A 26,174-nucleotide genomic window follows, 5' to 3' on the forward strand; every position below is an offset into this window, starting at 1 on the left:
TCCACACCGCAATTTCGCCGTTGTGCATTGACTTTCTTTGTTGAAACCCGTAGGAGTTGCAGGAGCAGGTCACGCAGTGTTGCGTGACGGAACCAGGGAGTGTGCGGATGCCCGACGACATCGGATCGACCGTGCCGCGCCGACAACTCGGCCGGCTGCTGCGACAGTTCCGCAACGAGGCCGGGGTGACGCTCGACGCTGCCGCCGAAGCCCTCGAATACAGCCGGCAGAAGATCTGGCGCCTCGAATGCGGCCAAGGCTCGGTCCGGGTGCTCGACGTCAAGGCGATGTGCGAGCTGTACGGGGTGTCGCCTGAAATGACCGAGGCAATGCGCGGGCTCGCCACGGAGACGAAGTCGAAGGGCTGGTGGCACGCGTACGGCGATGCGGTGCCGAACTGGTTCGAGCTGTACGTGGGGTTGGAGTCTGCCGCGGCCCGACTGCGTGAGTACGGCGAGACACTGATTCCCGGGTTGCTGCAGACGCGCACCTACGCGCTTGGACTCTTCCAGCCAGGGAGTCGGCTTAGCCCAGAAGAGCGTGAGCAAGCAGTCGAGGTGCGGCTACAACGGCAGGCATTGCTTAGGCGTCGCCTGCCACAGCCCCCACGCTTGGACGCAGTGCTCTCCGAAGCGGTACTCCGCCGAGTGGTTGGCAGCTATGGCGTAATGATCGACCAGCTCAAACATCTACTCGAAGTCTCCGAGCAGCCCAACGTTTCAGTGCGAGTGGTGCCGCTCGCAGCAGGGCCGCACCCTGGAGCGGTCGCCGGCTCGTTCGTGGTCCTCGACTTTCCGCCAACCAACGGCGGTCGGACTGCACCCGAACCCTCGGTGGTTTACAGCGAGTCGCTTACCGGGGCGCTGTACCTCGACAAGCCAGATGAGCTCAGGGCCTACGAGGACACGTGGAGAGGGCTGGTGGCCCTCGCGCTTGACGAGGCAGAATCGAAAGACATGATCAAGAGGCTCATCGGGGAGATGCGGCATGACTGACCTGACCGGCGCCCACTGGCGCAAGAGCACCCGCAGCGGTGACAACGGCGGCAACTGCGTCGAGGTCGCCATGAACCTCTCCGGGGTCGTCTCCGTCCGCGACTCGAAGGACTCCTCGGGTCCGCTACTCACCTTCACCACGCAGGCATGGACCAACTTCATCGCGACCGCCAAACGTGAGGGACGGGCCAGCTGAATTCGGCTTCGCCGATGGCGTGCAGGCACGACACCGATGCCCTCTTCCTCGGTTGGTCGCCAGTCACGCGTGCGCGACCCGCAGGCCCCGTCGGCCGCTGCGTAACGGGACAGCGTGGTGGCGCTGCTGGCGGCGACGTACGAGGTTCGGATCAGGGATCAGGCGCTCGGGTCGTGGGTCGGGATGATGCGGACCTGATTCCGGACCGCGTGCAGCCGGTGCAGCGTACGGAAGGCTCCGTCGCGATCGTCGTCGACGAGCCACCCCGGGTACGGCGCCTTCTGCCGGACGTGTTCGATCTGCAGTCCGTGCCAGGCTGCGTCGCCGGCAACCAGGACCGGCCCGTTGGAAGTACGGAGCAGGACGCCGGCACTCCCCGGCGTGTGTCCGGCCAGCTCGACCATGATCACTGACCCGTCGCCGAGCAGGTCGTGACTGCGCTCGAAGGTGAGCACCGGCGGCCCCTGCAACTCGTAGCTGTCCAGCCGGCGGCCCTGCAGCGCAGCTCGGACGCCGCCTGCCGGTGCGATGTCGCCGGACATCATCCAGTCCCGTTCCCGCTCTCGCACCATGACCGGCAGGCCGGGGAGGTCGAGCAGACCGCAGACGTGGTCCCAGTGCAGATGGGTGGGCAGTGCGAAGTCGATCGTGTCGGCTGGAATGCCGGCCCGTTCCAGCGCCATCGTGGTCGGCAGCACCTGATAGCGCGGCCGCACCGCCGGCCGCAACGTCCACGGCAGCTCGCCGATCACCCGGTCGCCGACGTCGGTACAGACCGACGGGTCTAGCAGCACGGTGACCTCCGGATGCCGGATCACGTACGTGGTCAGGGCGTTGCCGACCCGACGTGGTTTCCGGACAGCCTCGGCGATCAGTGGCGTCGGCACCGACCGCACCGTCTGGTCCAATGTGATCAGCTCGACTTCGACATCCCCGCGCGGGATGCCGGCGTCGGACAGCCCGGCCAGGAAGCGCCGGTCGATCGGGCGCGGCCGAATCAGACGGTACGGCACCGCAGCCAACGCACCGGCCGCCACCGCAGCCTGACGTACCCCGTGGATCATGAGCTTCTCCCCTATCCTGGCGCACCGCGCGCCAGGGGGAGCACCGTAGAAGTTCAGGTCGACCTGAAGTCAATTCCTAAGGAGCCTGCGTGACGACGTGGCGAATCGGAGACGCGGCGGCGCTGGTCAGCGTCCCGACGCATGTGCTGCGACATTGGGAGGAGGTCGGGGTGCTCGAACCGGCCCGGCTTGCCAACGGACACCGGGTCTACGACGACGAGACGATCACGAGGGCGCGTCTGATCCAGCTCTGCCAGCGGGCCGGCATGTCACTGGCCGAGATCAAAGACCTGTATCGCGGCGATGGTCAGCGCCGCGCCGCGCTGGTACGTGACCGGCGGGACCAGCTCATCGACCAGATCCGCCGATTGCACGCCGCGCAGGACTTCCTTGATCACGTACTCGCCTGCGCCCACCCGGTGGTGTCGACCTGTCCCGAGTGCAGCAGCTTCGCCGCCAGGTCGGCGCCAGACGCACGACATTCCGAACTAGCCGCCCATCAGTGATGGCAGCGCTGAGGTCACCCCGCCCTGGACACGCACTGCCAGCATAATTTGGTGCAGTTCGTCTTTTGTACGGATCAGTCGTTCCGGGACATCGAGGTCAATCATGGCCGAATAAGCTCTGCCTCTTCATTGCAATACGAGGAGGAGTTGGATGTCCACAGTGCGGGGGGCTGCCGTCATCGCGGTGACCTTGGTGGCGACGACTGCGATGTTGGGTAATCCGGCCGCGGCGGATCCGCCTCAATTAACGAATGAGCAGATCGCGGCCATGTCGTCCGCCGAGCAGGGCATCCTGCTTCAGCCGTTGCGGGATATCGCGAGTGCGGCCGCTACGGTCGGGGCTGCGTCTCACAGCAACGTCTTCTCCGGTCTCGAGTTGGACGGGACGACCGGAACGGTCAAGATCTATCTGACGGACCTCGGCGCCGCGAAGGGGTTCCTGGCCGCGGTGCGGAAGACCGATCCAACGATCGAAGCCGACCGGATCGAGCTGAAGCAGGGCAGTCACACCCTCGTCGAGTTGAAGTCAGCGAGTGAGCGACTCATCGGCGAGCAGCAGCGTGCCGACCTGTCCATCGAGAGCGTGGCGGTCCCCGCCGACGGCAGTAATCTGAGGGTTCGTGCCCGGGATGTCGTACGTGCTGCGGAGGCGTTGACGCCGTCGGCCGTCGCCCGGCGGCCCGTCGCCGAACTCGTCGGCGTTCCTACCGTCGTCGAGCCGGCTCCCGCAATGGCCGACGCTTCGCGGCGGCGGGACAGCCCTCAATGGATCTCGGGCGCGGCCTTGAGCGCGTCTGGAACGACGCAGAGTGAAGGATACGACTGCACGTCCGGCCTGCCCGCCCGTCGGAAGTCCGATGGACGATCATTTCTCATTACCGCTGGGCACTGCTTCGCCAACAGCGTGACGATCTATACCGGCTGGGAGAGTGGTGGACGTAACAGGATTGGCGTAACCACCACGCGCTCCGACTATTACGACGCGGTAGCAATCGACACCTCGTCCACCGGGACGACAGCGAGCCGGACGTGGGACGGCAAGTCACCCACCTACTCGGTGAATGACGTGACCAGCTCTGCTCTCTCCTACACCGGAGACTGGGTCTGCCACACGGGCTACGCCACCGGTGTCGTTTGCGGCATCCAGGTGACCACCAGTTGGCTTACCTGGGTGGGGTCCAATGGCATCACCCATGGCGGCGTGGAGGGGCGGCAACGCGACGGCCTCACGGCGGCCCGAAACGGTGACAGCGGAGGACTTGTGTTCAACGTGAGTGCCAACGTTCGTCAGGCTCGCGGGATCGTGAGCCAGAGTGGCGGCACGAACTTGAGGTGGACGGAGGCCCCGGCCATCTTCAACATACTCGGAATGTCACTCGCGCCCTGACTCTGACATCGACGCTCTCTCTGTGGGGCCCGGTAGTCAGGGCAGCGTGGGGAGAGCGTCGTTTCAGCCCGGCAGTGGTGCTTTCACCACCAGCGAGGCGACAGTGGGCGGGAGCGGAACACCGAGAATCAACTCCTTCCCGCGGTCTTCGATCGGGCCGAGCACCAAAGCGACCTCGTAGCGATCTGGCGTGGCCCAGATCTCGGACCAGGTCAGGGACGGGCACAACATCTCTCGCGGACCGAGCTGCTGTTCGTGAGGTTTGCCGGGAGCGAGATCGAATCCACTTCGGATCGCGTCGACGCCCTGGCCGATGGTGTCGCCCGGCTGGTTGACCATCGGCCCTCCGCCGACAATGACGCCGCCCTTCAGGTAGAGGACCTGAAGGAGCGATGGCGGACTGGAGGCCACGTGGACCGCCCGCGTGGCAGCGAATGTCACTGTTACTGCGGGGCCAGAGTCGTCATTCACCTTGGCTACCGAGGACACCTCTGCCGTGAGGATGCCTCCCGGAGTTGAACCGGGGTGGTCGTAGCGGTCACCGCAGACGTACACGTCAGGCTCGCTTCCGGTGGTGGCGGTGGGTCCGGTGGGAGTCGACGGCCCGGGCGTGGCACCCGTGCTGGTGATCGGATCACCGCCACCTACGATCCCGGCCGCGGCGACCGTCACCAGCGAGACCACCATGATCGACGCGGCGCCGGTTCCGGCCGCCAGTAGATTGCGCCGCCGCCGGACACGTGCGCGCAGGCGATCGGTGGCGAACGACGGCGGAGCGGCCCGGTCTGCCAGGGTTGCCAGACGGTCCCGCCAAAGACGATCATCGGACGGCACGGTCGTCCTCCCTGGTGTCATCGTGCAGCAGCCTGGCCAGGCGGCGTCGACCGTCGTGCAGGTGGCGTTTCACCGTGCCGACCGCGCAGCCGAGTTGTGCGGCGATTTCTGGGATTGGTAGATCAACGTGGTAGTAGAGGACGACGCAGGCTCGTTGTTGGGGGGCGAGCGCCAGGAGCGCCGCCTGGAGGTCGTGGCGGGCATCGACGGCACCTGAGTCGTCCTCGATTCGGTCCGGCGCGGCCGCGAACGGCATCACTCGCCGCCACACGCTGCGCCGACGGACCCGGTCGAGGTAGAGGTTGAGGACGGCCTTGCGAACGTACTGCTCAGGGTTTTCGATCTCGTCGCGTAGTGGTCGGGTGAACGCACGCACCAACGCGTCCTGCACCAGGTCTTCGGCATCGCTGTCATTGCCGCACAGCAGGAAGGCGTAGCGTTTCAGCGCCATGCCTCTGGTGCTGACGAGATCCGTCAGCACTCGCTCCCAACCGGCCACAACAGGGTCCCCTCGGTGACGTCCTCAGTATCTTTGACGAAGCAGAGGCCGCCCCGGTTGGGGCATCCAGTTGGCTCGTTCAGGCCCTCGCAAGCACCGGTATCCCCAGACGCTGCCCACGCCGCGCTCGTCCAAGCCGCACTCGCCATCGAGACGCCACCACGTGCGGGTAGGGTCACAAACATGACAATTCCCCATCTGACGGCTGCCGACGGCACCACCCTGCCGGCGATCGGGCTCGGCACCTACCGACTGAACGGCTCGGCCGGTGTCGACGCGATCGGTCAGGCGATCCAGGCGGGTTACCGGTTGCTCGACTCGGCGGTCAACTACGAGAACGAGGGGGCGGTCGGCCGGGCGGCCCGTGCGGCGGGCGACGTACGCGACGAGTTGATCGTCACGTCGAAGCTGCCGGGGCGGCACCACCGCTACGACGAGGCGCTGACCACCATCGAGGAGAGTGTGTTCCGCACCGGCCTCGACCGGGTCGACCTGTACCTGATCCACTGGCCGAACCCGAAGGTCGACCTGTACGTGCAGGCGTGGCGGGCGCTGATCGAGGCACGCGAGCGTGGCCTGGTCCGGCACATTGGTCTGTCCAACTTCCTGCCTGAGCACATCGACCGACTGGTGGCCGAGACCGGGGTTGCCCCGGTGGTCAACCAGATCGAGGTGCACCCGTACTTCCCGCAGCAGGAAGCGATCGACTACCACCGGGAGCACGGGATCCTCGTGCAGGGCTGGAGCCCGCTCGGCCGCGGCAACGACCTGCAGCAGCACCCCGCCATCGTGGAGATCGCGACCGCTCACGGCGTCAGCCCGGCGCAGATCATCCTGGCCTGGCACGTGGCCCGCCAGGTGATCCCGTTGCCCAAGGCCGCGTCCCCGCAGCGGCAGGTCGAGAACCTGGACGTCTTCGGCATCAAGCTGACCGACGCGGAGGTCGAGGCGATCACCGCGTTGGGCCGCCCGGACGGGCGGCTCGCGGACCAGGACCCGGCGGTGTACGAGGAGTTCTGACCTTCCCGGCCGGCAGACTGTCACCGGGTCGGGAGAGTATGGGCGCGTGCTCGACGGACTTGACGACATCGATTGGGCGCGGCTGGGCCACGCCTACGGGGCAGCCGACGACGTGCCCGGCCAACTGCGGGCACTGATCTCCCCCGACCCGGCCACCCGGGACGAGGCCCTGGGCGATCTCTACACCAATATCTTCCACCAGGGCAGTCGGTTCGAGGCGAGCGCGTACGCGGTTCCGTTCCTGTTGGAGCTGCTCGCCGATCCGGCCACCCCGGACCCGGCGGCGGTGGCCGGGCTGCTGAGCCTCCTGGCGGTCGGGTTCGACGAGGGTGTCCTGCCGGAGGGCTTCCCGGTGGCCGAGTTCCGCCGGGCCGCCGAGGGCGGGCGTGAGCTGCTCGCCGCCAAGCCGCCCCCGTGGACCGGCACCGACGAGTCGAAGAAGGAGTACGTCGAGTACACCTACGTCGAGTCCCTGTCCGCGGCGGAGCAGAGTCGGCTGTGGGCGTACGTCGAGCTGACCACCTACGACGCGGTGCGGGCCGGTGTTCCCGTGTTTCGCACTCTGCTGAGACATCCCGATCCGAGTGTGCGGACGGTCGCGGCTTACGCCCTCGCCTGGTTTCCGGAGGACGCCGACGGCAGCGTGACCGCGCTGAACGGCGCGATCGACGCCGCTCAGGGACCGGGCGTCGAATCGACCCTCGGCGAGGTGGCCACGATGCTGGTGGCCTCCGGGCTGCTGGGTGCCGCGCCGGACGTTCGTTGGTTGGTCGATCCGCGCCCGGTGCTCCGCTGGGCCGCCGCGATCGGTCGGGTCCGGGTCCTCGGCGCGGCGGCCGGTCCGGCGACGATCGAGGAGCTGCTGAGCTGGGCGTCAGCGCCGCTCGACGACGCCGCCACCGGGCCGGTCGAGGGTGACTGGGTGCCGTTCCTCGACGGTGATCTCGGTGGCTACGCCAGCCTCGCGCTGCGGCAGCTCGGCCCGCAGCACACGGACCGCGCCTTCGACGCGCTGCTCGACCGGCTGCCCACCGTCAGCGGCGATCGGTCGTTGACGGTGTTGGGCGTGGCGTTGCGCCTCGCGTTCCCGGACGGTCCGGCAGCGGCCGGGACGCCGATCGCAGCGTTGGAGCCCCGGCAGCGCCGGCTCGCCGAGGCGCTGGGCCGGTCGACCGAGCCGTGGCTGATCGACGGGCAGGACTTCGGCAACGTGGCCATGCTCGTCGGCGAGTACGGCCTGCCGAGGAGCCGCGAGACGATGCTGGCGTACCTCGGACGCATTCGGTAGCCCGCCTGTGTCGCGTTGCCGGTTGTCACGGTCTGAAGGCCGTGCACCGACGGCACGGCTTGGCCGCTACAGATCGTGACCTCCGGACGAGCGGGTACCACGACGAGCGTTATGACTGTGAGGCATAAATATACCTGTGAGTCATAGCGCTCAACGAGACATCCGCCTCCGGCCAGCGATCGCCCGTGCTGTTCATCAAGCGGCGGGCCGACAGCGGGGCGTAGGTGTGTCACCCGGGCCACGTGCGGCCCGGGTGACACGGCATCGGTTAGACGAGTCCGCCGAGAGACGGGTCGCTGATGCTGTCCTTGCCGTTCTCGACGTGGCCCGCGTAGCGGTGCTCGAAGCCGGCGTCACCGGCGACGCTGACAGCCAGGTCGTACCAGCCGTGGGTGCGGGACAGCGCCCAGGTCGACCGCTCGGTCTCGCCGGCCCGCAGCGACAGCTTGACCGGACGGGAGTTGTACCTGTCCCGGACGGTCACCTCGACCCGCTTCGACCCGCGGTTCTTGAGCGTGAGGACGACCTTGTAGTCGCGCTCGTCGTAGGAGGGGGTGATGTCGAGGTGCGACCGGTCGCCCGTGAACCGGCGGAAGAACCCGTTCGGCCCGTGCACCGACAGGTCGTAGCGGGACTCGACCTTCCAGGTGTCCGTCAGGTGCTTGCCCGGCTCGACGGTGTAGCTGCGTGGGGCGTCCGCGCTGCCGGCCTGGCGGACCTGGAAGACCGCGGCGACCCCACCGGAGTTGCGGAAGTCGATGCGCAGCGAGTCGTCGTCGATGCGCGCGTCGGCGTGCAGGGCGTACGGGATGGGCCGCGCCGGGCGTACCCCATGCTCCTGCTTCGGTAGCCGCTGGTCCGCCGGCGGGACCGGCACCTCGTCGGGGTGCCGGACCAGCTCCTCGGGCTTGAAGTCGTCGGTGTCGGGCAGTCTGACGTCGCGCGACCGGTTCGGGTGCCGGAAGTCGAAGGCCGAGGTCAGGTCGCCGACGACGGCGCGGCGCCACGGGGTGATGTTCTTCTCGATCAGGTCCGGCCGGCCGTGCCCGAAGCGCGCCTCCAGGAACTTGATCAGGGAGGTGTGGTCGAAGAGCTGCGAGTTGACGTAGCCGCCGCGCGTCCAGGGCGAGACGATGATCATCGGCACCCGAATTCCGAGGCCGTACGGCCCGGCCGGGTGGTCGGCGTCGCCGGGGAAGATCTCGTTGGTGGTCGGGACGGTCGACTGCCCGTGCTCGCGGGTCTGCGGGGGCGTCGGCGGAACCACGTGGTCGAAGAAGCCGCCCTCCTCGTCGTACGTGATGAAGAGCGCCATCTTGCTCCACACCTCGGGGTTCGACGCGAGGATGTCGATGACCTGGGAGATGTACCACGAGCCGTACGCCGGTTCCCAGTTCGGGTGCTCGGTGTACGCCTCGGGCGCGGTGATCCAGGAGACCTCCGGGAGACGTCCCGCCTCGACGTCGGCGCGGAAGTCGGCCAGCAGCGCCTGGGGATCGCGGCCCTGGGTCCTGATCTCCGTGCCGGTCTTGGCCTTGTCGGCCAGCGGCGTCCCGGGCTGCGCGTTCTGGTACTGGTGGAAGTAGAGCAGCGAGTTGTCGCCGTAGTTGCCGATGTACGGGTCGTTCGTCCAACCCCAGGAGCCGGCGGCGTTGAGGCCGGTGCCGACGTCCTGGTAGATCTTCCAGGAGATGCCGTTGCGCTCCAGCCGCTCCGGGTACGTCGACCAGTCGTAGCCGGCCTCCGCGTTGGTGATGACCGGGCCGCCGTTCTTGCCGTCGTTGCCCACCCAGCCGCTCCACATGTGGTAGCGGTTCGGGTCGGTCGGCCCCATCAGCGAGCAGTGGTAGCTGTCGCAGACGGTGAAGGCGTCGGCGAGCGCGTAGTGGTAGGGCAGGTCCTGGCGGGTGTGGTAGGTCATCGCCGTGACGCCCTTGTTGGGCACCCACTTGTCGAACCGGCCGTCGTTCCAGGCGGCGTGCCCGTCGTTCCAGCCGTGCGGCGGGTCCGGGAGGAACGTCTGGCCGAGATCCTTCACCTCGGGGCGGAAGGGCAGCAGCTCGTCGGCGCCGTTGGGCTGGTGCCACACGTCCTTGCCGGACGGCAGCGTCGCCGGATGCGGGTCACCGAAACCGCGTACGCCCCGCATGGCGCCGAAGTAGTGGTCGAAGGAGCGGTTCTCCTGCATCAGGATGATGACGTGCTCGACGTCGTTGATCGAGCCGGTCCGGTTGTTCGCCGGGATGGCGAGTGCCTTGCTGAGGTCCAACGGAAGCGCCGCGCCGATCGCGGGAACGCCCAACGCCTTGAGGAAGGTACGCCGATCCACCATGCCCATTACTCCCCCATCGGGTGCTTGTTCGGGAAACTGGCGACCGGACGCTATCGACGGTGGGTTGACACCAGATGGCCATAGTTGGGCCGGGCGGAAGCACCCCGACGTACCGTGAGATCGTGTCGACGAAAGACGTACTCACCAAGGCTGGCCTCGCCGAACTTCGCCGCTCGGCGCTCGGGACGGCCAATCCGCTCGGTGTCGCCGCCGAGATCGCCGAGGCGGCCGAGCAGGGCCGGTTGGAGGATCCGGACGACGCCGGGGACGCTCTGACCCTGGCCGCCGAGATCGCCGAGATCCGGGCGAGACCCGATGCCGCGCTGCGGTACGCGGAGCAGGCGCTGGCGGCGTACCCGTCCGGGGACGACCCGCGGGCCGGGTTCGCCCGAGCGCTGCGGGCGCGGGCCCTGTTCCGGGCCGGTGGTCGCGACGACGAGGCGATGGCGGAGTTGACCGCGCTACGCCCTCTGCTGCTCGTGCAGCCCGACGCCCCCGCCTACGTCAGTGCCGCGTTGGACGCCAGTGGGCGTTCGTCGACCGCCGAGACGTGGCTGAGCGAGGCGGTCGACACCCTGCTCAGTGAGCGCGCGACCGCCGCCGGGGCGTCCGCGGCGACCAGCACGGCGATCGACCCGGTGGTGGAGCTCGGTCCGCCGGACGCGCCGGGTGTGCTCTTCTTCCTGCTTCAACAACGGCATCGGGTACGCCGGGATCTCAACCTGCCGCACGACCGGCAGGACGATCTGGCGGACCGGTTGGAGACCCAGCTCGTCCGTCGGGCCGGGGAGCGCAGGGGCGCCGAGTCGGATCTGCTCTTCTGGCCTCGGGCCGAGTTCGATCGGCTGCTCTCCGAGCACCCCGGGCTCGCCGAGGTGTACGGGTCGGACTGGGACGCGCACCGGGGCCTGCTGGAGAAGGAGCTGGTCCGGCTGACGGGTGCCGGTCAGGCCGGGTTGGCCGTGTTCACCGCGTCCGTGGCCGGGCTGAACGCCTTCGCCGGTCGACGCGACGGCGACCCGGCCGACGTGGCGGTCCGGGCGGGTTACGCCGCCGAGGTGTCGGCTCGGCCCAGCGCGCGGATCCCCTGGCCACCGGAGCGCAACGACGCCTGCTGGTGCGGTTCGGGTCTGAAGTACAAGAAGGACTGCCTGCCGCGTTCCCGTAGCTGAGAGCGTCGGTTATCGCGCTTCGGTGCGCCGCTGGTAGTGCCGCGCGACGCGGGCCCGGTTGCCACAGGAGGGCTTGCACCATTCCTGCCGTGGGTGGTCCTTGACGAAGTAGCGTACGCAGCGCGGCGCGGGGCAGGCGCGCAACTCGTCGCGGGCGGGGCTGGCGAGGAATTCGATGGCCGCGCGTGCCAGCCCCGCGGTGAGCCGCACTCGCGCGTCGACCGCCTCGCCCTGCCAGGTGAGGGTCGGCGTGCCCTCCTCCGCCCAGCTCAGCACCGGCCGGACCGGCAGCGCCGCGGCGGCCTGGTTGAGCCGGCTGACCGCCTCCGGCGGGGGGAGCAGCGAGGAGGAGTCGGCCCGGCTCGGTGGTCCCGGTCGGACCGCCACCGCGAAGAGGGTACGTGCGGCGCGCCGTACCGCCACCACATCGAGCCGGGTCCGCTCGTCGACGGTGCTGGCGGCGGGGTCGAACCCGCCGACGTACTGCCGCAGGGGCTCGGCCTGCTCGCGGAGCCACGCGGTCAGGCCCTCGACATCGCCGAGGTCGTCGGCGACCCCGCCGTTGCCGTCGTGCCGGATCGTGCTGGCCAGGGCGAGCGCGAGCTGCGGTGACATGGGCTCTCCTTCCGTTCCGGCTTGTGCGGCCGACCCCGCCCAGAGTAGCTTCCCTAATGGCTTTAACGGTAATAGCCATTAGGGAGAGCCTTCGTGCTGGTCATCGCGCATCTCAGTGACACCCACCTCGACAGCCATCCCCGATCGGCCGAGCGGACCGCCCGGGTCATGGACTACCTGCACGCCCTGCCACGACCGGTCGACGCGATCCTGATCACCGGGGACATCGCCGACCACGGCGAGGTCGCCGAGTACGAGTTGGCCGCGAGGCTCTTCGACTCCTCGTTGCCGGTCATGGTCTGCCCCGGCAATCACGATGTGCGCGACGCGTACCGCAAGGGTCTGCTCGGTGACGACCGCGGCGGCGCCGGCCCGATCAACGCCCGTCACGACGTGGCCGGCGCGGTCTTCCTCCTCGCCGACTCCTCGGTGCCGGGCGAGGACGACGGCCACCTGGACGACGAGACGATGACGTGGCTCGCTGCCGAGCTGGGCTCGGTGCCGGCCGAAACGCCGACGTTCATCGCCTTCCACCATCCCCCGGTGGTGCTGCACCACCCGGTCATCGACCCGATGCGGCTGCTGTCCGCCGATCCCCTGGCCGAGCTGGTCGCCGCCCACCCGCAGGTCGTCGCCGTGCTGACCGGGCATTTCCACACCGCCGCCGCCAGCACCTTCGCCGGCCGCCCACTGCGGATCGCGCCGGGCGTGGTCTCCACCCTCCGGATGCCCTGGGAGGGCGAGGGCCGGCTGACCACCCAGACCCAGCCGCCCGGCGTCGCGTTCCACGTGTACGACGACACCGGCCTGCTCACCACCCACTACCGGGTGGTGGTCTGAGCATGCGCGAAGTAGCAGTGCTCGGCTTCCTGCTCGCCGTCGCGCCGATCACCGCCACTCCGGGAGCGAGCCTGACGCTTGTCGTTTCGCGCGTCGCCACCGGCGGGCGGCGGCAGGGCTGGTGGGTGATCCTGGGTACGGTCACCGGGCTCTACGTGCACGCCACCCTGGCCGCCGTCGGCCTGGCCGCGTTGGTGCTCCGCTCGTCGCAGGCGTTCTGGGTCGTCAAGCTGGTCGGCGCCGCCTACCTCGTGGGGCTCGGGATCTGGCTGCTCTGGTCCGCGTCCCGCCGCCCCACCGGGCCACCACCGACGGTGCGTGCCCGGAGGCTGCCGTGGCGCGTCGACCACCCCTACCTGCAGGGGCTGCTCGGCAACGTCCTGAATCCCAAGGCCGCCGCCATCTACCTCACCCTCGCACCACAGTTCCTCGAACCGGGCCGACCCGTGCTGGTGCCGATGCTGCTCCTCGCCACGGCCCACGCCGCACTGCACACCTGCTGGCTCGCCGGTTGGACGGCGGTCTCTGGCGCCGCCGCCCGGCTGCTTCGCAAGGCGAGCGTGCGACGCGTGTTCGATCGACTGACCGGTGCGATCCTGCTCGGCCTGGGCGTGCGGGCGGCGGTCTCCTGAGTCCGAAGTGGCCGCCCGTGGATCGCACGCTCAGCCGTGTGGGGGGCATCGGTGCGGTTCCGGCTGCGACATAATCCGGTTCGTGGTCACGACAGGACGGCGATGGGTCTTCGGCGGAGTCGCGCTGCTGGTGGTGGCGTTACTCGGCGCCGGCCTGTGGCGGCATTTCGACCGTCCGGAGAACAGGACTCACGACAGTGCCGTGGCCGACGCCGCGAAGAAGGTCGACCAGGTCCTGTTCGGGTTCGAGTACGACCACCTCTACCAGGCAGACAAGTACGTGCACTCGGCCAGCCAGAACCCCGACGTCGCGGTCCTCGCGGTCTCTGGTGAAACGCACTGGGAGACCGGCGTGACGTTGGTGCTGCGGGTGATGGCGCATGGGGTGGAGATCGGCGCGGACGGCTCAGTGATCGACGAACGCGACGAGCCGATCTGCTTCCGCCTCCAGCTCGGCCCGCAGGACGACCGCCGTGACGATGACATCGAATGCCCGTCCCACGATCCCCTCCAGGTTGTCCAGGACCCGTCGCTCAGCGGAGTCGACGAACGATTGAAGAGCGCTCTGCAGGCCGCCGGCCCCGACGAGTCCGCCGTCCGCGCGGCGATCGACGACCTGAGTCTGGACCCGGCGATCGCGCAGGAGGTGACCGTGCAGGGCGGCAGGGTCGGCGTCGCCCTGCGGGCCGCTCAGTACGACTGCATCCTCGCCCGCGTCACCGCGAAGGGTGCGGAGCTCTGGCGGCCGTCGCACACCCAACTGGCCCCGGGCGAGCTGCCCTGCGCTGCGCGGATCGCGCTGGGCAGCAATTTCGGTAAGAGCCCGCACTGATTCCGTCCAGCTGGGGGTCTCTGATGCGGGCCGGGTCCGCACGTCGCGTGGTGGCGTCCACCGTCGCGGCGCTACTCACGGCGCTCTGCGTACCCCTGGTCGTCCACGCGGCGCGGACCCAGCACGAACCGGCGGCGGCCGCGGACCAGCACTTCGCGGTCACCTGGGCGGCCAGTGCCGGCCGGCAGAACGCCGGGCCCGCCGAGCGCAGCTACCGGCTGGTCGTCCGCACCAGCGTCGGCGGGAACGCCCTACGGATCCGCCTGACCAACGCCTTCGGCGACCACCCGGTCACGTTCGCCAGCGCGTACGCGGGGTTGCAGCGGCAGGGAGCGGAGCTGATCCCGGGCAGCAACCGGCGGCTCACGTTCGGCGGGCAGTCGTCGGTCACCGTCCCGGCCGGGGAGACGACACTCAGCGACCCGCTGCCCGGGGACGTGGCCGCCCAGAGCGATCTCGTCGTGAGCCTCTACGTCACCGGTGCCCAGGGGCCCATGAGCGGGCACGGCCTGGCCATGCAGACGTCGTACGCGACCACGGGTGATCACGCCGCCGAGGAGGCGGCGGTCAACTGGACCGACGCGATGAGCTTCTGGTACTGGCTGGACGCCGTCAGCGTGCAGACATCCGCCGCGATCAGCTCGGTCGTGACGCTCGGTGACTCCATCACCGACGGGTGGGCCTCGACCACGAACCTGAACCACCGCTGGCCCGACTACCTCGCCCGGCGGCTCCAGGCCACGCCCGAGAGCACGGTGAAGGGCGTGGCCAACGAGGGCATCTCCGGCAACAAGGTCCTCGCCGACGGCGCCGGGGAGGCCGCGCTGCGCCGGTTCGATCGTGACGTGCTCGCCCACCCCGGGGTCGGCACGGTGTTCGTGCACGAAGGCATCAACGACATCAAGGCCCGCCCCGGTGTCACCGTGGACGACCTGGCCGCCGGCTACCGGCAGTTGGTCGACCGGGCGCACGCGGCGGGCAAGTGCGTCGTCGGCGCCACGCTGATGGCCTACAAGGGCTGGCCCGAGTACGACCCCGCCGGTGAGGCCGTGCGCCAGGGCGTCAACGACTGGATCAGGCACAGTGGCGTGTTCGACGCCGTGGTCGACTTCGACAAGATCACCCGCAGTCCGTACGACCCGCAGACGCTCCTGCCGCTCTTCGACAGCGGGGATCATCTCCACCCGAACGACATGGGCATGCAGGCGATGGCGGACGCCGTCGACCTGGCCGCGCTGCGCTGCGATCGCTGACCGGTCGACGTACCCGTCGGGTCATCCAGCGCGGCGGGCGCTGCTGACGGCCTGCGGGGGCTGACACACGCCTGCGGTACCGATACCGTCCATTCCTGGACGAGCGACGTCCAGCCGACGCCGACGGAGGAGACGCCGATGTTCGAGGAGATCATGGGCATCCCCGCCCACCCTCTGGTGGTGCACGCCGCGGTCGTGTTCGTGCCGCTGCTGGCCCTCCTGACGATCGGCTACGCGCTCGTCGCCCCGATCCGGCCGCACACCCGTTGGGTGCTGGGGCTGCTGGCCCTGGGCGCACCGGTCTTTGCTCTGCTGGCGAAGCTCTCCGGCGACGCCTTCTTCCAGCGCATGCGTGACGCCAACCGGGTCACCCCCGAATTCGTCCCCAAGATCGAGGCTCACCAGTCGTTCGGCGACAGCACGCTCTGGGCCACCATCGCCCTGGCGATCGTGGCGTTGGCGCTGGTCCGGTTCGTCCCGCCGCAGACCACCCCGACGAAAGCCGCCGAGGCGGATGCCGCCGACGACGCGCGACGCGGTCGGGCGCTGACCCTGACGTTGCAGGTGCTGTCGCTGGTGGCCGCCGCCATCGCCGTGTACTACGTCGTCCGCACCGGCGACTCCGGCGCGAAGGCGGTCTGGGAGGGCCAGTGACCCTCAGGCCACCTCGTCACGCGCTCGCCAGGACAGCGCGACGAGCCAGCCGGAGATGAGCACAGCTCCGACGGCGAAGCGGATGCTCGCGCTCTCCTCGCTCCAGGGCAGGGCGGTGAGCACGAACGCGACGGCGCCGCTGACGGCACTGTAGACCGCCCAGCCCTGGCGCCCCTGGCCGGCGAAGCGCCGGGCGAGCAGCAGCCCGGCCGCGATCAGCGACAGGAACGCCGCCGCGCCACACACCGTGTGCAGGATGCTGCCCGTGCTGGCCTGCTCGGGTAGCCCCGCCGGCGCGCCGGGTGGCCAGCCGAGCGCGGGATCGGGGACGAAGATCCCGCCGCCGACCATCGCCACCCCGTAGATGCCGACCAGCACCGGCACCACCGTGCCGGCCCGGCCCGGACGCAGCACCCACCACAGGCCCACCGCGAAGGCGACGGCCAGCAGACCGGTGCCCACGAACGCGATGACCTGCAGCCAACCGAGGTCACCGAGGGTGAGTGCGCTCACCGCGTGCCGGCGCAGATCGAAACCGGCGCGGGTGAACGCCTGCCCGAACGACAGGGCGGGGAAGAGAACGCCGGCAACCGTGCCGCAGCCCAGCAGGATCCGGGTTCGGCGGAGCCGGAGATCGGGGGCAGTGGTCAGGGACGTCATGGGCGCACCTCTCGGGTCGGCGTCACGTTCTACCGTCACGACGAGCGAGGCAGGGCGGGATCGACACCGCCCACCCAAAAAAATTGGCGGGGTGCCGGTGCGGCCCGGTCGGGGGGGGCCGGGCCGCACCAGCGGGATGACCATCAGCCGGCGTTGTACGCCCGGATGATGGTCTGGTCGATGCCGCTGCCGCCGTTCGCGGCGGCCTTCACCCGCAGCGAGACCGCCTGCCCGGCGGCGGCCTTCGGCAGGGCGACCCGGTAGTTGTCGCCGTTCCCGGTGACCCGGGCCGACTTCCAGGTGGCGCCGTCGTCCGTCGAGGTCCAGGCCTGCAACGACGTCACCTTCTGCGCCTTGACACCGTGCGCCTGCCGGACGGTCAGCTCAGCCGTTGCGCCGATGGCGTGGTTGTTGGTGTCCATCGGCAGCGCGTAGTCCAGAGCGAGCAGCGGCAATGGCACACTCCCGGTTCCGTCCGGCCCGGCGGACCGGAACGTCCACGAGGTGTTGACCTTGGTCGAGATCGGCAGGATCAGGCTCGTGTCGACGTCGAGGGTCAGCCGGTAGTCCGCCATCTGCTGTCCGACGGTGACGTCGGCGAGCGGAAGGGCACTCTCCTGGATCAGCCTGCCGTTGCTGTACAGCGACAGCTTGCGGTTCACGCCGATCGAGTTGCCCTGCAGGCAGTCGGCGCGCTGGTGCTGGTCCGTCAGCGACACCAGGTCGATGTGCAGGTTGCCCCGGGTCCGCGACGGCGCGGTGGCACAGCTCCAACCGGCGCCGGCCGGGTCGTCGTACCACCCGGAGTGCAGCGGCTGCCGCGCCCAGACCTTCGTCTGTCGACTGCCCGGCTGGTAGCTGCGAGGCGCCTCCTGGGCCGACAGGCCACCGTAGACTCCCTCGTCCGCCCAGCGGAAGCCGGGCGAGAGGTAGTCGGTGCGGTACGGGGGCAGGTTCCCCTCGTTGGTCTGGGTGAGGCCCAGCCCATCGGAGGTGAGGCCGGTACGGATCAGCTGGGTGACCATCCCCTCCGAGTCCGCCTGGTGGAACCGCTCCTCGATCCGGGCAAGCTTCGCCTGCTCGGCCGCGGTCACCCGGTACGCGGGATCGGCCGGTACGCCGTTCGGGTACTCGTGGATGAGGTTGTAGCGGTACGGCTTGGCCGTCCCGGCCGGCGAGTCGAGGTTGACGGCCGCCCAGCTGCGCCGGGATCCGACGCCGGGCTTCGGCAGCGGGGAGGTACGGACGGCCGTCGCGGCCCCGTACCCGCTGATCTGGTTCCACCAGGACAGACCGTTCGGCGCGGTCTGGAGACTGGTGAAGTCGATCTTGGTCGCCTTGGTGGCGACCCCGTCGACCGTCGCCGTCACCGGCCTGGCCCGCGCCGGGTCGAGCGTGATGCTCCGGTCGCCGGTGATGCTCAGGTCGGTCTCGCCGGTGAGCGTCGTCTCCAGCACGTCACTGTCGACGTAGTAGGCGACGGAGGAGCCGAGGACCGCGTACCGGCCGGCTGGCAGCCGCGTGGTGAAGGTGTCTCCGGGAGTACCGCTGGGCCCGCCAAAGTAGATCACCGGGTCGGTGAGGTTGGTGATCAGGATGTTGAGCCAGCTCTCCGCGCCGTCCTTGAGGCCGGGCATCGGCTTCGTGTGGATCGTCAGGTCATAGCTGGGCTGCTCGACGTAGAAGCTCACCGGGGTGGTCGAGACCAGCTTGTGGCCGGCGGTGCGGGCGGTGACGGTGGCCAGGTAGAAGCCGGGCCGGGCCGCCAGCGCCGCACGGTTGACCCGGAGGGTCGTTCCGGCGGTGGCGCCGCCCTTGAGCGTCACCCGGCTCGCCGAGAGCGATGCCGCGCCGCGCGGCACCGGCTGGCCGTCGTGGTTGACGACCGTGACGTCGAGGTCGAGGACGGCCGTCGCCGTCCGCGACGCACCGGTCCAGCTCAGCTTCGCCTCGCTGGTACCGGACTGCGGGTACGCGAAGGTCCCGAGGTTGACCACCGGCTGGTCGCTGGTCGGGCCGCCGAGGGCCCGGACCGCGTTGAGCCGTCCGGCCCCGACGGCGTACGCGTCGACGCCGGTCAGCGGATCGGCGGCACCGACGAGGGCGGCCTTGAGCTGCGCACCGGTCCACTCGGGGTGCCGCTGGGCGAGCAGCGCGGCGGCACCGGCCGCGTGCGGGCTGGCCATCGAGGTGCCGGAGATGCCCTCGTAGTACTCGTCGATCGGATCCTGCAGGTTGGTGCCGGCGGCACGGGCGGCGACGATGTCGACACCGGGGGCGACCAGCTCCGGCTTGGCCACGTTGCTGGTGACCAGCGGTCCGCGGCTGGAGAAGTCGGCGAGCTTGTCGTTACGGTCGACGGCGCCGACGGTCAGCGCGCTGGCGGCCGAACCGGGCGAGGAGATGGCACCGCCGCTGTTGCCGGCGGCGATGACGAAGAGCGCGCCGGTCTGCTTGCTCAGACCGTCGACGGCGAGCGAGAGCGGGTCGTTGCCGTCGTCGGGATCGCTGCCGCCGAGGCTCATGTTGATGACGTCGGCCCGGGTGGCGGCCCACTCCATGCCGGCGATGATCCCGGAGTCCTCGCCGAAACCGTGGTCGTCGAGGACCTTGCCGATCACCAGCTTGGCGTCCGGCGCCACACCGCGACGCTGCCCGTGGGCAGCCGCGCCGGTGCCGGCGATGGTCGAGGCGACGTGCGTACCGTGGCCGTTGTGGTCGACGGCGTCACCGCCCTCGGCGGTGAAGTCGGCCCGGTCGGCGACCCGGCCGGCCAGGTCCGGGTGGGTGAAGTCGGCGCCGGTGTCGAGCACCGCGACCCTGACTCCCTTGCCGGTGTAGCCGGCCTTCCAGGCGTCGGGCGCGGCGATCTGGCCCAGGTTGCGGTCGAGACCAGCCTGTTGTCCGCCGCCGGTGAGCGCGGTGGCCCGGACCTTACGATCGAGCCAGACCTTCTTCGCGCCGGCGAGCAGCGAGTTGGTCGCCAGCTTCGCGGTGGCCGGGCTCTTCTTGGGTACGCGGCCAGCCACCGCGCCGATGCTGGGCAGCGACAGCACGTCACCGAGCGCGGCCACCCGGGCGGACGCGGTGGCGGGCTGCACGATGAGCGGCAACTCGGAGGCGTTCTCGTCGTCGTAACCGTCCGCGATCAACGTGGTCACGTCGAAGAGGTCGGGGTCGAGGACCGAGCCGATCTGGGAGGCGACGCGCGCGGGGATGACGTGCAGGTGGCCGTCCGGCCCGCAGGTCTGGCGGATCACCGCGTTCGCATCGACCGGCCGCACCGTGGCCTGCGGGCATCCCGATCCGGTGCTCCGTACGGTCACCACGTCCCCGGTCAGCAGGGTGACGGTGTGCGTCTTCCCGTCGACGGAGGCACCGGTTGTGCCGGTCAGACCGATGCCGCTCGGCGCGGCCGTGGCAGCGCCGCCCGGTACGGCGGTCAGCACCGTGGCCGTGACGGCGACGGCCATCAGCCACCGCGTTTTCCTGAGCATCTTGCTCCTCGTCTTAAGTGGACGAAAGTGCCTCTTCGGGCAACTTCCAGCAAGATCATATGCACGGATACGTGATCTTCGGGAGACTTCGTCGCGGGGATTTCCGGCCCGAGCGGCGTGGATTTCCGCAGTGTGTCGCCACGGGGCCCGGTTCGATGTCGATTCGATTACCCGTTCGCGAGCACCACGGTGGACAACAGACGTATCCCCGCTCGAAGGGATCGACGGAACGCCGGCCCGGACCTAGCATGGCGACGAATGGATCTTCGAGATTGGCCCCTGCCGACCCCCGGCAACCAGCCCAACCGAAGGGAGACGCGCATGCGTCGACCCCGCCATCTGGCACTACTCAGCGTCGGTGTGTCCGGCGCCCTGGTGCTCAGCGCAGCAGCGACAGCGGCGGCAGCCCCGCCCACGGTGCCCACACCCACCGGCATCGTCGTCGCCGACGGCATGACCCAGCCGGTGTTCTCGCTCGCCGACGCGATCGAGGAGCGGGTGTTCGTCCAGACCCCGGTGGATACTGACCACGACGGCCGACTCGACCGGGTGGCGATCGACATCTCCCGACCCCGGGAGACCGCCACGCAGGGCTTCAAGGTGCCGGTCATCTTCGAGCACAGCCCCTACCGCAAGGACACCTGGGGTGACGTGCCATACCCGAGCGTGCTGGTCGACGACCTCCCGCAGAACGGCCGCACCGACCGGTCCGGCCAGCGGGCGCTCGACGCGAGCATCCAACGGGCCCAGGCGAAAGCCAACCTGCCCGGCTCGCTGGACGACTACTACGTGCCACGCGGGTACGCGGTGGTGCTCGGTCAGAGCGTCGGCACCGGCGACTCGGACGGCTGCCCGACCAGCGGCGACCAGGCCGAGACGCTCGGCACCAAGGCGGTCATCGACTGGCTCAACGGCCGGGCCAAGGGGTACGACGCGAACGGCGCCCCGATCACCGCCGGTTGGACCACCGGAGCGGTCGGCATGACCGGCGTCTCCTACAACGGCACGCTGCCCAACCAGGTGGCCACCACAGGGGTCAAGGGACTCAAGACCATCGTGCCGGTCTCCGCGATCAGCAGCTGGTACGACTACTACCGGGCCAACGGTCTGGTCGTCGCACCCGGGACGTACCAGGGTGAGGACCTCGACATCCTGGCCCAGTTCACCGCGGGGCAGACACGCGCCGAAGGGCCCTGCGCCGACGAGCTCGCAACGATCACCGAGAAGCAGGACCGGGTCACCGGCGACTACTCGAAATACTGGCAGGACCGCGACTACCTCGACGCTCGGAACGTCAAGGCCAGCGTCTTCGTCGTGCACGGCCTCAACGACTGGAACGTGAAGACCGAGCACTTCGCCGGCTGGTGGGACCAGCTCGCCAAGCGCGACGTACCTCGTAAGATCTGGCTGCACCAGGGCGGGCACGGCGGCCCGGGCAGCAGCGCGTCGGTGACCCTGCCCGACGGCCGCACGTGGACCTACAAGCAGACCGAGAACCGCTGGTTCGACTTCTGGTTGTGGAACGTACGCAACGGCATCATGGACGAGCCGACCGCCGTGCTCCAGCGCGAGGACCGGGCCTACACCACGTACGCCAACTGGCCCGACCCGGCCGCACGCGAGGTCGGGTTGCGGTTCGCCGCCACCGACGCCACCGCCCCGGGCTCGCTCACCACCGGCAAGCCGCCGAAGGCCAAGGTCGAGCAGCGCTTCGTCGACGAGGGCCGCACCATCCACCCCGACACCCTGATCGCCAACCCGGACGCGGCGAGCGCCAACCGACTCGCCTACCGCTCCCCCGCGCTGACGCAGAACGTCCGCATCTCCGGACGCCCGGAAATGCGGCTGCGGATGGCGATCGACAACAAGCCGGACGCGAACCTCACCGCGTACCTGGTCGACTACGGCCCGGCCGGCTCGACCGCCGCGCCGACCGTGGTGACCCGAGGCTGGATGGACCCGCAGAACCGCAAGAACGCCGCACGCACCGAGCCGGTCAAGCAGGGCAAACTGTACGACTACCGGTGGACCATGGAGCCGAAGGACTACATCTTCCCGGCAGGGCACCGGATCGGCGTGGTCGTCTTCTCCAGCGACCAGGAGTACACCCTGCTGCCGATGGGCGGCACCGAGCTGCAGGTCGCCCCGAACGACAGCGAACTCCGCCTACCGGTGGTCGGCGGGCGGGGCGTCCTCGGCTTCTGATCCCGTCCATCCCGAATATCTCGTCCATCGGGTGGGGCAGCTCGCACGTCGAGCTGCCCCACCCGCCCGTCCCGAACCAACCACCCCACCCCGCCCACCACCGCCCCTCGCCGCCTGCGGTCCACCGCCGCCTTGCGCCACCGCCCCTCGCCGCCTGCGGTCCATCGCCGCCTTGCGCCACAGCCCTCCGCCACCGCCTTCCGCCTTCCGTCTTCCGCCTCGCATGATCGTGCTCGATCCTGGATGTAGTGGCCTCGTCCGCCCGCGAAGGCCCTGTTTCCTGGATCGAGCGCGATCATGGACAAACGAGACGCGCCTCGGTGCCACGCGACCCGGTCTCAGGGCGGTCGCTGGCGGCGTTGGGTGGCACCGCCGACCAAGCCCGGTCAGGCAATGGGCAGCATGGGTGGTTTGTCCGGTTCATTCGGCGGGAGCGAGAGGCGCCCCCGCAACCCTGAACCGGACCCCGGCATGATCGACTCCATGTCGCCGATGTGGCGGCTTCCCGCCCCACGGATACCGCCACATCGGCGACATGGAGTGGATCACGCCCCGGCGCCCATCATGCGGGGTCGGCTGGCGTTCGGCGTGTTCCGTTTGGGTGGTTTCGTCCGGTGGTCGGGGTCACCGTGGTGGCGGAATCGGGGGCCGGCCGGGGTCGTTATACCTGGCATGCCGCCGTAGCCCCCGGGCTCCAGGCGCGCAACAGCCCCAACCCCCGGGGTGCGTGGCAGCCTCCGGGAACACCCGCCGGGCCGCCACGGTTACATCCCTGGAGCCGCCGGCCCCCGGAACATCCGCCGGGTCGCCACGGTTGCATCCCGAGTAGCTGGCAGCCTCCGGGAACACCCGCCGGGTCGCCACGGTTACATCCCCCGGCCGCCCAAGCGGCAGGCCAACCCCCGGGAGTTCGGCGGAATGACCCGCCACCCCTGGGCCGTTACACCCTCCACGGAGACGCCCCGATGCCGGCCCCTTGCGGGCTGCCGGGCAACCCCCCAGGACTTCTTCCCGCAGCACACCCACCCCCGAGTGTGTGTTGCGCACCCCCCGAAATGCAGAGGAGCACGCCATCATGCGTACCGATCTGATCCGTAAGACCGCCCTCACCGCTGCGGGACTCGCCTTCACCGGCGGCGCCATCGCCGGCCCCGTCACCGCCGCCTACGCCGCGTCCGACGCCAAGCCGACCTCGCAGACGCAGAACGACCGCAAGCCCTCCGGTGAGCGGGAACTCGGCGTCCGCTACGAGGCGCAGCCGAACTTCTACTACTGCGGCCCCGCCGCGACCCGTAACGCCCTGTCCGTCCAAGGCAAGAACATCAACGTCGACGACATGGCCAAGGAGATGGGCACCACCGAAGCCGGCACCAACTCCATCAACGACATCACCCCCGTCCTGAACAAGGAAACCGGCAAGCCCGACGCCTACCGGTCCGTGGAGATCAGCAGCCCTGACGCTGACACCAAGCAGACCGACACCCTGCGCGCCGACGTCGTCAAGACCGTCGACCAGGGCCGCGCCGTGGTCGCGAACATCGCCGGCACCAGCACCGACACCACCGGCACCACCCACTCCTACGAAGGCGGGCACTACATCAGCGTCGTCGGCTACCACGACAACGGCAACACCGTCACCATCGCCGACTCCGCCGACCCCAACCAAGCCGCCTACGACATCACCGTCGAGCACCTCGCCGACTGGATCGCCACCCGCGGCTACGCCACCAGCTGACCCCCGCACCATCACGACCACACCGAAGGGCCGGACCCCACCACGGGGCCCGGCCCTTCGGCGTCGTCATTTCCACCAACTGCGGGACGTATTGACAAGTTTCGACCCACGGGTGAGGCTTGAGCTACGGTGAGAGCGCTCTCTCACCCCCGGCTCAACCGGCCACCACCAGTCTGGCCAGGGCAAACTCCGATGTCTTCGGCGGCGGCGCCGGAGCTGGCCCTGACCCGTCCCCCGACAGGAGTCACAAGATGGACAGGGCCGCACCCCTCTCCGGCATCCACCGCCGACTGCGCCTCGCCACAGCGATCGGCGCACTGCTGCTGTTACTCGGTACGTACGTCGTTTCCACCACCGCCCGGGCCGACGCCGCCACCGGCGCCAACGCCACCGGTGCCAACGCCATCGGCGTCAACGCAATCCGGGTGGCCGAGTTCCCCGCCGACTGCACCTACAGCCACCGGCTGCCGGACGACCCGATCATCTTCCCCGGGCTGCCCGGGGCCTCGCACATGCACAGCTTCTTCGGCAGCACGGTGACGAACGCCCACACCACACTGCCCGACCTGGTCAGCTCCCCCACCACCTGCAACCCACGGGTGGACGTCTCGTCCTACTGGGTGCCGACCCTGTACCGCGACAACCAGCCGGTGGAGCCGGCGATCGCGACGTTCTACTACCTGGGCGAGGGTGTGCGCGCCGACGTCGTCGCGAACACCCAGCCGTTCCCGCTGGGGCTCCGACTCGTCGCCGGCAACGCGCGAGCCACCGGGCCGAACGAGAGCATCGCCCGCTGGTCGTGCCTGCACGCCGGGCACGTACCGCCGTCGAAGGACTTCGTCACCTGTCCGGCGGGCACGATGCTGGAGTCGTACCTGGACTTCCCCCAGTGCTGGAACGGTCGGGACCTGGACTCGCCGGACCACAAGAGCCACCTGGCCTACCCGGTGAACCAGGCCTGCCCGAGCACCCACCCCGTGCACGTCCCGAAGTTGCGGCAGGTGCTGCGCTACCCGGTCAACGGCAACCCGTCGGGCTTCCGGCTAGCTTCCGGAGCGGGCTACACCATGCACGGCGACTTCTTCAACGCCTGGCCGGTAGCGGAGATGGCCCGCCGGGTCCAGGACTGCATCCGTCCCGTCATCAAGTGCGGTCACGACGGCCGACCGATCTGAGCCGACTGGTTCACACCGCGGTGGCGGGCCCGGTCCACGCCGGGCCCGCCACCCAAGGCCCGCCAACCAACGCCCGCCACCCAAGGCCGGCCAACCAACACGCATCATCCGAGGCGAGAGGGGGCCGGATGCGCATCACCAGACCGACCGCCCTGCTCGTGGCGACATTGCTCGCCACCGGTTGCGCCATCGAACCACTGAACAACGCCGACACCGCACCGCCCGCAACCACACCGCCCGCGACAGCGCCGGCCGCGACGACGGTGCCAGCACCCACGGGTACGGCCGGACCGTTCAGCCCCACCGACATCGCCTGGCTCCAGTTGACGGTGGCGATGGTCGAGCGACTGCTACCCGTACTCGATCTCGTGCTGGCGCGGACCACCGACCCGGCCTGGCGGCACCTGGCCGCCCAGGTCGGGGCAACCCTGCGCACCGACCTGGGCAAGGCCCGCCGGCTCCTGGGCGACTCCCTTGCGCCGACGACGAACCCGCACGAGGGTCACGACATGCCGGGGATGGTCACCGCCGAGGAGTTGACCGCGTTGCGGTCGGCCAGCGGGCAGCCGTTTCTCCGGCTGCTCGCCGAGCACCTGCGTGCACACCTGACGCAGTCGGTCCTGGTCGCCTCCGCCGAGCGGACGAACGGGGTCCAGCCGGCCACGACCGCGTTGGCCGTGGCCGTGGTCCGGGACGGCACCGCCAACCTCGCACGGCTCGATCGCCTCGCTCCGCCGTCGAAGACCGCCGCACCGGCCTGACGGTCGGGCCGGCGCCCTGCCC

General features: G+C 69.7%; 23 protein-coding genes. 16 read left to right on the forward strand and 7 right to left on the reverse strand.

All coding sequences use genetic code 11. The features are described from left to right. Positions 1-107: 107 nt before the first annotated feature. Positions 108-995 carry a helix-turn-helix domain-containing protein gene (locus HNR20_RS01855; RefSeq protein ID WP_184175880.1) on the forward strand — a complete coding sequence of 296 codons (888 nt, stop codon included), beginning with the start codon at positions 108-110 and terminating at the stop codon, positions 993-995. Further along, entirely contained in the window at positions 988-1,191 is a 204-nt protein-coding gene (locus HNR20_RS01860) for a DUF397 domain-containing protein (protein ID WP_184175882.1), read from the forward strand. The genes HNR20_RS01855 and HNR20_RS01860 overlap by 8 nt, the downstream gene beginning before the upstream one ends. Before the next feature lie 158 nt (positions 1,192-1,349). Here HNR20_RS01860 and HNR20_RS01865 read toward each other — a convergent pair whose 3' ends face one another. Then, positions 1,350-2,255 carry an MBL fold metallo-hydrolase gene (locus tag HNR20_RS01865; protein ID WP_184175883.1) on the reverse strand — a complete coding sequence of 302 codons (906 nt, stop codon included), beginning with the start codon at positions 2,253-2,255 and terminating at the stop codon, positions 1,350-1,352. Between the two features lie 89 nt (positions 2,256-2,344). Between HNR20_RS01865 and HNR20_RS01870 the strand changes: the two genes are divergently transcribed. Then, entirely contained in the window at positions 2,345-2,761 is a 417-nt protein-coding gene (locus HNR20_RS01870) for a MerR family transcriptional regulator (protein ID WP_184175885.1), read from the forward strand. Positions 2,762-2,912: 151 nt separating this feature from the next. Continuing rightward, the gene (locus HNR20_RS01875) at positions 2,913-4,148 is read left to right on the forward strand and encodes a chymotrypsin family serine protease (RefSeq protein WP_184175886.1); all 1,236 of its coding nucleotides are present in this window, start codon (positions 2,913-2,915) and stop codon (positions 4,146-4,148) included. A 63-nt stretch (positions 4,149-4,211) separates the two neighbouring features. On the opposite strand, the gene HNR20_RS01880 is transcribed toward HNR20_RS01875, so the two are convergent. Next, positions 4,212-4,982 carry a hypothetical protein gene (locus HNR20_RS01880; protein WP_184175888.1) on the reverse strand — a complete coding sequence of 257 codons (771 nt, stop codon included), beginning with the start codon at positions 4,980-4,982 and terminating at the stop codon, positions 4,212-4,214. Beyond that, on the reverse strand, positions 4,969-5,481 hold the full coding sequence (locus tag HNR20_RS01885) for a sigma-70 family RNA polymerase sigma factor (RefSeq protein ID WP_311736866.1): 513 nt from the start codon (positions 5,479-5,481) through the stop codon (positions 4,969-4,971). The genes HNR20_RS01880 and HNR20_RS01885 overlap by 14 nt, the downstream gene beginning before the upstream one ends. A 183-nt stretch (positions 5,482-5,664) precedes the next feature. On the opposite strand from HNR20_RS01885, the gene HNR20_RS01890 reads away from it, so the two are divergent. Together HNR20_RS01890 and HNR20_RS01895 are read left to right on the forward strand one after the other, a co-directional pair. Then, the gene (locus tag HNR20_RS01890; protein WP_184175889.1) at positions 5,665-6,501 is read left to right on the forward strand and encodes an aldo/keto reductase; all 837 of its coding nucleotides are present in this window, start codon (positions 5,665-5,667) and stop codon (positions 6,499-6,501) included. A 46-nt stretch (positions 6,502-6,547) separates the two neighbouring features. Continuing rightward, positions 6,548-7,789, forward strand: a complete 1,242-nt coding sequence (locus HNR20_RS01895; protein ID WP_184175890.1) for a hypothetical protein — start codon at positions 6,548-6,550, stop codon at positions 7,787-7,789. Positions 7,790-8,057: 268 nt separating this feature from the next. Here the strand turns inward: HNR20_RS01895 and HNR20_RS01900 are convergent, their stop codons facing one another. Further along, positions 8,058-10,121 carry a phosphocholine-specific phospholipase C gene (locus tag HNR20_RS01900; RefSeq protein ID WP_229687482.1) on the reverse strand — a complete coding sequence of 688 codons (2,064 nt, stop codon included), beginning with the start codon at positions 10,119-10,121 and terminating at the stop codon, positions 8,058-8,060. Positions 10,122-10,243: 122 nt separating this feature from the next. Between HNR20_RS01900 and HNR20_RS01905 the strand changes: the two genes are divergently transcribed. Continuing rightward, on the forward strand, positions 10,244-11,293 hold the full coding sequence (locus tag HNR20_RS01905) for an SEC-C domain-containing protein (protein WP_229687483.1): 1,050 nt from the start codon (positions 10,244-10,246) through the stop codon (positions 11,291-11,293). A 9-nt stretch (positions 11,294-11,302) separates the two neighbouring features. On the opposite strand, the gene HNR20_RS01910 is transcribed toward HNR20_RS01905, so the two are convergent. Then, a complete protein-coding gene (locus HNR20_RS01910) occupies positions 11,303-11,908 on the reverse strand; it encodes a CGNR zinc finger domain-containing protein (protein ID WP_184175896.1) in 606 nt (201 codons plus the stop codon). A gap of 93 nt (positions 11,909-12,001) precedes the next feature. Here HNR20_RS01910 and HNR20_RS01915 point away from each other — a divergent pair, with 93 nt between their 5' ends. The 5 genes from HNR20_RS01915 (at position 12,002) to HNR20_RS01935 (ending at position 16,119) form a co-directional block, all read left to right on the forward strand. Next, positions 12,002-12,748 carry a metallophosphoesterase gene (locus tag HNR20_RS01915; RefSeq protein WP_184175898.1) on the forward strand — a complete coding sequence of 249 codons (747 nt, stop codon included), beginning with the start codon at positions 12,002-12,004 and terminating at the stop codon, positions 12,746-12,748. A 2-nt stretch (positions 12,749-12,750) separates the two neighbouring features. Further along, complete coding sequence (locus HNR20_RS01920) at positions 12,751-13,380, forward strand: LysE family translocator (protein ID WP_184175900.1); 630 nt, start codon at positions 12,751-12,753, stop codon at positions 13,378-13,380. Positions 13,381-13,462: 82 nt separating this feature from the next. Beyond that, on the forward strand, positions 13,463-14,212 hold the full coding sequence (locus HNR20_RS01925; protein ID WP_184175902.1) for a hypothetical protein: 750 nt from the start codon (positions 13,463-13,465) through the stop codon (positions 14,210-14,212). 23 nt (positions 14,213-14,235) lie between these two features. Continuing rightward, positions 14,236-15,465, forward strand: coding sequence for an SGNH/GDSL hydrolase family protein (locus HNR20_RS01930; RefSeq protein ID WP_184175904.1), 1,230 nt, complete (start codon positions 14,236-14,238; stop codon positions 15,463-15,465). A 138-nt stretch (positions 15,466-15,603) separates the two neighbouring features. Then, positions 15,604-16,119: a DUF2231 domain-containing protein gene (locus tag HNR20_RS01935; protein ID WP_184175906.1), complete on the forward strand. Its 516-nt coding sequence runs from the start codon at positions 15,604-15,606 to the stop codon at positions 16,117-16,119. A gap of 3 nt (positions 16,120-16,122) precedes the next feature. Here the strand turns inward: HNR20_RS01935 and HNR20_RS01940 are convergent, their stop codons facing one another. Both HNR20_RS01940 and HNR20_RS01945 read right to left on the reverse strand, forming a co-directional pair. Further along, positions 16,123-16,779 (reverse strand): DUF998 domain-containing protein, encoded by a 657-nt coding sequence (locus HNR20_RS01940; protein ID WP_184175908.1) that lies wholly within the window; start codon positions 16,777-16,779, stop codon positions 16,123-16,125. Between the two features lie 143 nt (positions 16,780-16,922). Continuing rightward, positions 16,923-20,276 (reverse strand): S8 family serine peptidase, encoded by a 3,354-nt coding sequence (locus tag HNR20_RS01945; RefSeq protein WP_229687484.1) that lies wholly within the window; start codon positions 20,274-20,276, stop codon positions 16,923-16,925. A 321-nt stretch (positions 20,277-20,597) separates the two neighbouring features. Here HNR20_RS01945 and HNR20_RS01950 point away from each other — a divergent pair, with 321 nt between their 5' ends. From HNR20_RS01950 to HNR20_RS01965, 4 genes are all read left to right on the forward strand, one after another. Next, on the forward strand, positions 20,598-22,481 hold the full coding sequence (locus tag HNR20_RS01950) for a Xaa-Pro dipeptidyl-peptidase (protein ID WP_184175910.1): 1,884 nt from the start codon (positions 20,598-20,600) through the stop codon (positions 22,479-22,481). 1,075 nt (positions 22,482-23,556) lie between these two features. After that, complete coding sequence (locus HNR20_RS01955) at positions 23,557-24,216, forward strand: C39 family peptidase (RefSeq protein ID WP_184175912.1); 660 nt, start codon at positions 23,557-23,559, stop codon at positions 24,214-24,216. 251 nt (positions 24,217-24,467) lie between these two features. Further along, positions 24,468-25,391: a DUF1996 domain-containing protein gene (locus HNR20_RS01960; protein ID WP_184175914.1), complete on the forward strand. Its 924-nt coding sequence runs from the start codon at positions 24,468-24,470 to the stop codon at positions 25,389-25,391. Between the two features lie 128 nt (positions 25,392-25,519). Then, complete coding sequence (locus HNR20_RS01965) at positions 25,520-26,152, forward strand: DUF305 domain-containing protein (protein ID WP_184175916.1); 633 nt, start codon at positions 25,520-25,522, stop codon at positions 26,150-26,152. Positions 26,153-26,174: the final 22 nt, after the last annotated feature.

The organism is Micromonospora parathelypteridis (genome assembly GCF_014201145.1).
GTDB lineage: Bacteria > Actinomycetota > Actinomycetes > Mycobacteriales > Micromonosporaceae > Micromonospora > Micromonospora parathelypteridis.

What these genes read in the sequence shown, in the direction of transcription:
- HNR20_RS01855 (WP_184175880.1), top strand. Translation starts at nt 108, where the DNA reads ATGCCCGACGACATCGGATCGACCGTGCCGCGCCGACAACTCGGCCGG.
- HNR20_RS01860 (WP_184175882.1), top strand. Translation starts at nt 988, where the DNA reads ATGACTGACCTGACCGGCGCCCACTGGCGCAAGAGCACCCGCAGCGGT.
- HNR20_RS01865 (WP_184175883.1), bottom strand. Translation starts at nt 2,255, where the DNA reads ATGATCCACGGGGTACGTCAGGCTGCGGTGGCGGCCGGTGCGTTGGCT.
- HNR20_RS01875 (WP_184175886.1), top strand. Translation starts at nt 2,913, where the DNA reads ATGTCCACAGTGCGGGGGGCTGCCGTCATCGCGGTGACCTTGGTGGCG.
- HNR20_RS01890 (WP_184175889.1), top strand. Translation starts at nt 5,665, where the DNA reads ATGACAATTCCCCATCTGACGGCTGCCGACGGCACCACCCTGCCGGCG.
- HNR20_RS01900 (WP_229687482.1), bottom strand. Translation starts at nt 10,121, where the DNA reads ATGGTGGATCGGCGTACCTTCCTCAAGGCGTTGGGCGTTCCCGCGATC.
- HNR20_RS01910 (WP_184175896.1), bottom strand. Translation starts at nt 11,908, where the DNA reads ATGTCACCGCAGCTCGCGCTCGCCCTGGCCAGCACGATCCGGCACGAC.
- HNR20_RS01920 (WP_184175900.1), top strand. Translation starts at nt 12,751, where the DNA reads ATGCGCGAAGTAGCAGTGCTCGGCTTCCTGCTCGCCGTCGCGCCGATC.
- HNR20_RS01930 (WP_184175904.1), top strand. Translation starts at nt 14,236, where the DNA reads ATGCGGGCCGGGTCCGCACGTCGCGTGGTGGCGTCCACCGTCGCGGCG.
- HNR20_RS01935 (WP_184175906.1), top strand. Translation starts at nt 15,604, where the DNA reads ATGTTCGAGGAGATCATGGGCATCCCCGCCCACCCTCTGGTGGTGCAC.
- HNR20_RS01940 (WP_184175908.1), bottom strand. Translation starts at nt 16,779, where the DNA reads ATGACGTCCCTGACCACTGCCCCCGATCTCCGGCTCCGCCGAACCCGG.
- HNR20_RS01945 (WP_229687484.1), bottom strand. Translation starts at nt 20,276, where the DNA reads ATGCTCAGGAAAACGCGGTGGCTGATGGCCGTCGCCGTCACGGCCACG.
- HNR20_RS01950 (WP_184175910.1), top strand. Translation starts at nt 20,598, where the DNA reads ATGCGTCGACCCCGCCATCTGGCACTACTCAGCGTCGGTGTGTCCGGC.
- HNR20_RS01955 (WP_184175912.1), top strand. Translation starts at nt 23,557, where the DNA reads ATGCGTACCGATCTGATCCGTAAGACCGCCCTCACCGCTGCGGGACTC.
- HNR20_RS01960 (WP_184175914.1), top strand. Translation starts at nt 24,468, where the DNA reads ATGGACAGGGCCGCACCCCTCTCCGGCATCCACCGCCGACTGCGCCTC.
- HNR20_RS01965 (WP_184175916.1), top strand. Translation starts at nt 25,520, where the DNA reads ATGCGCATCACCAGACCGACCGCCCTGCTCGTGGCGACATTGCTCGCC.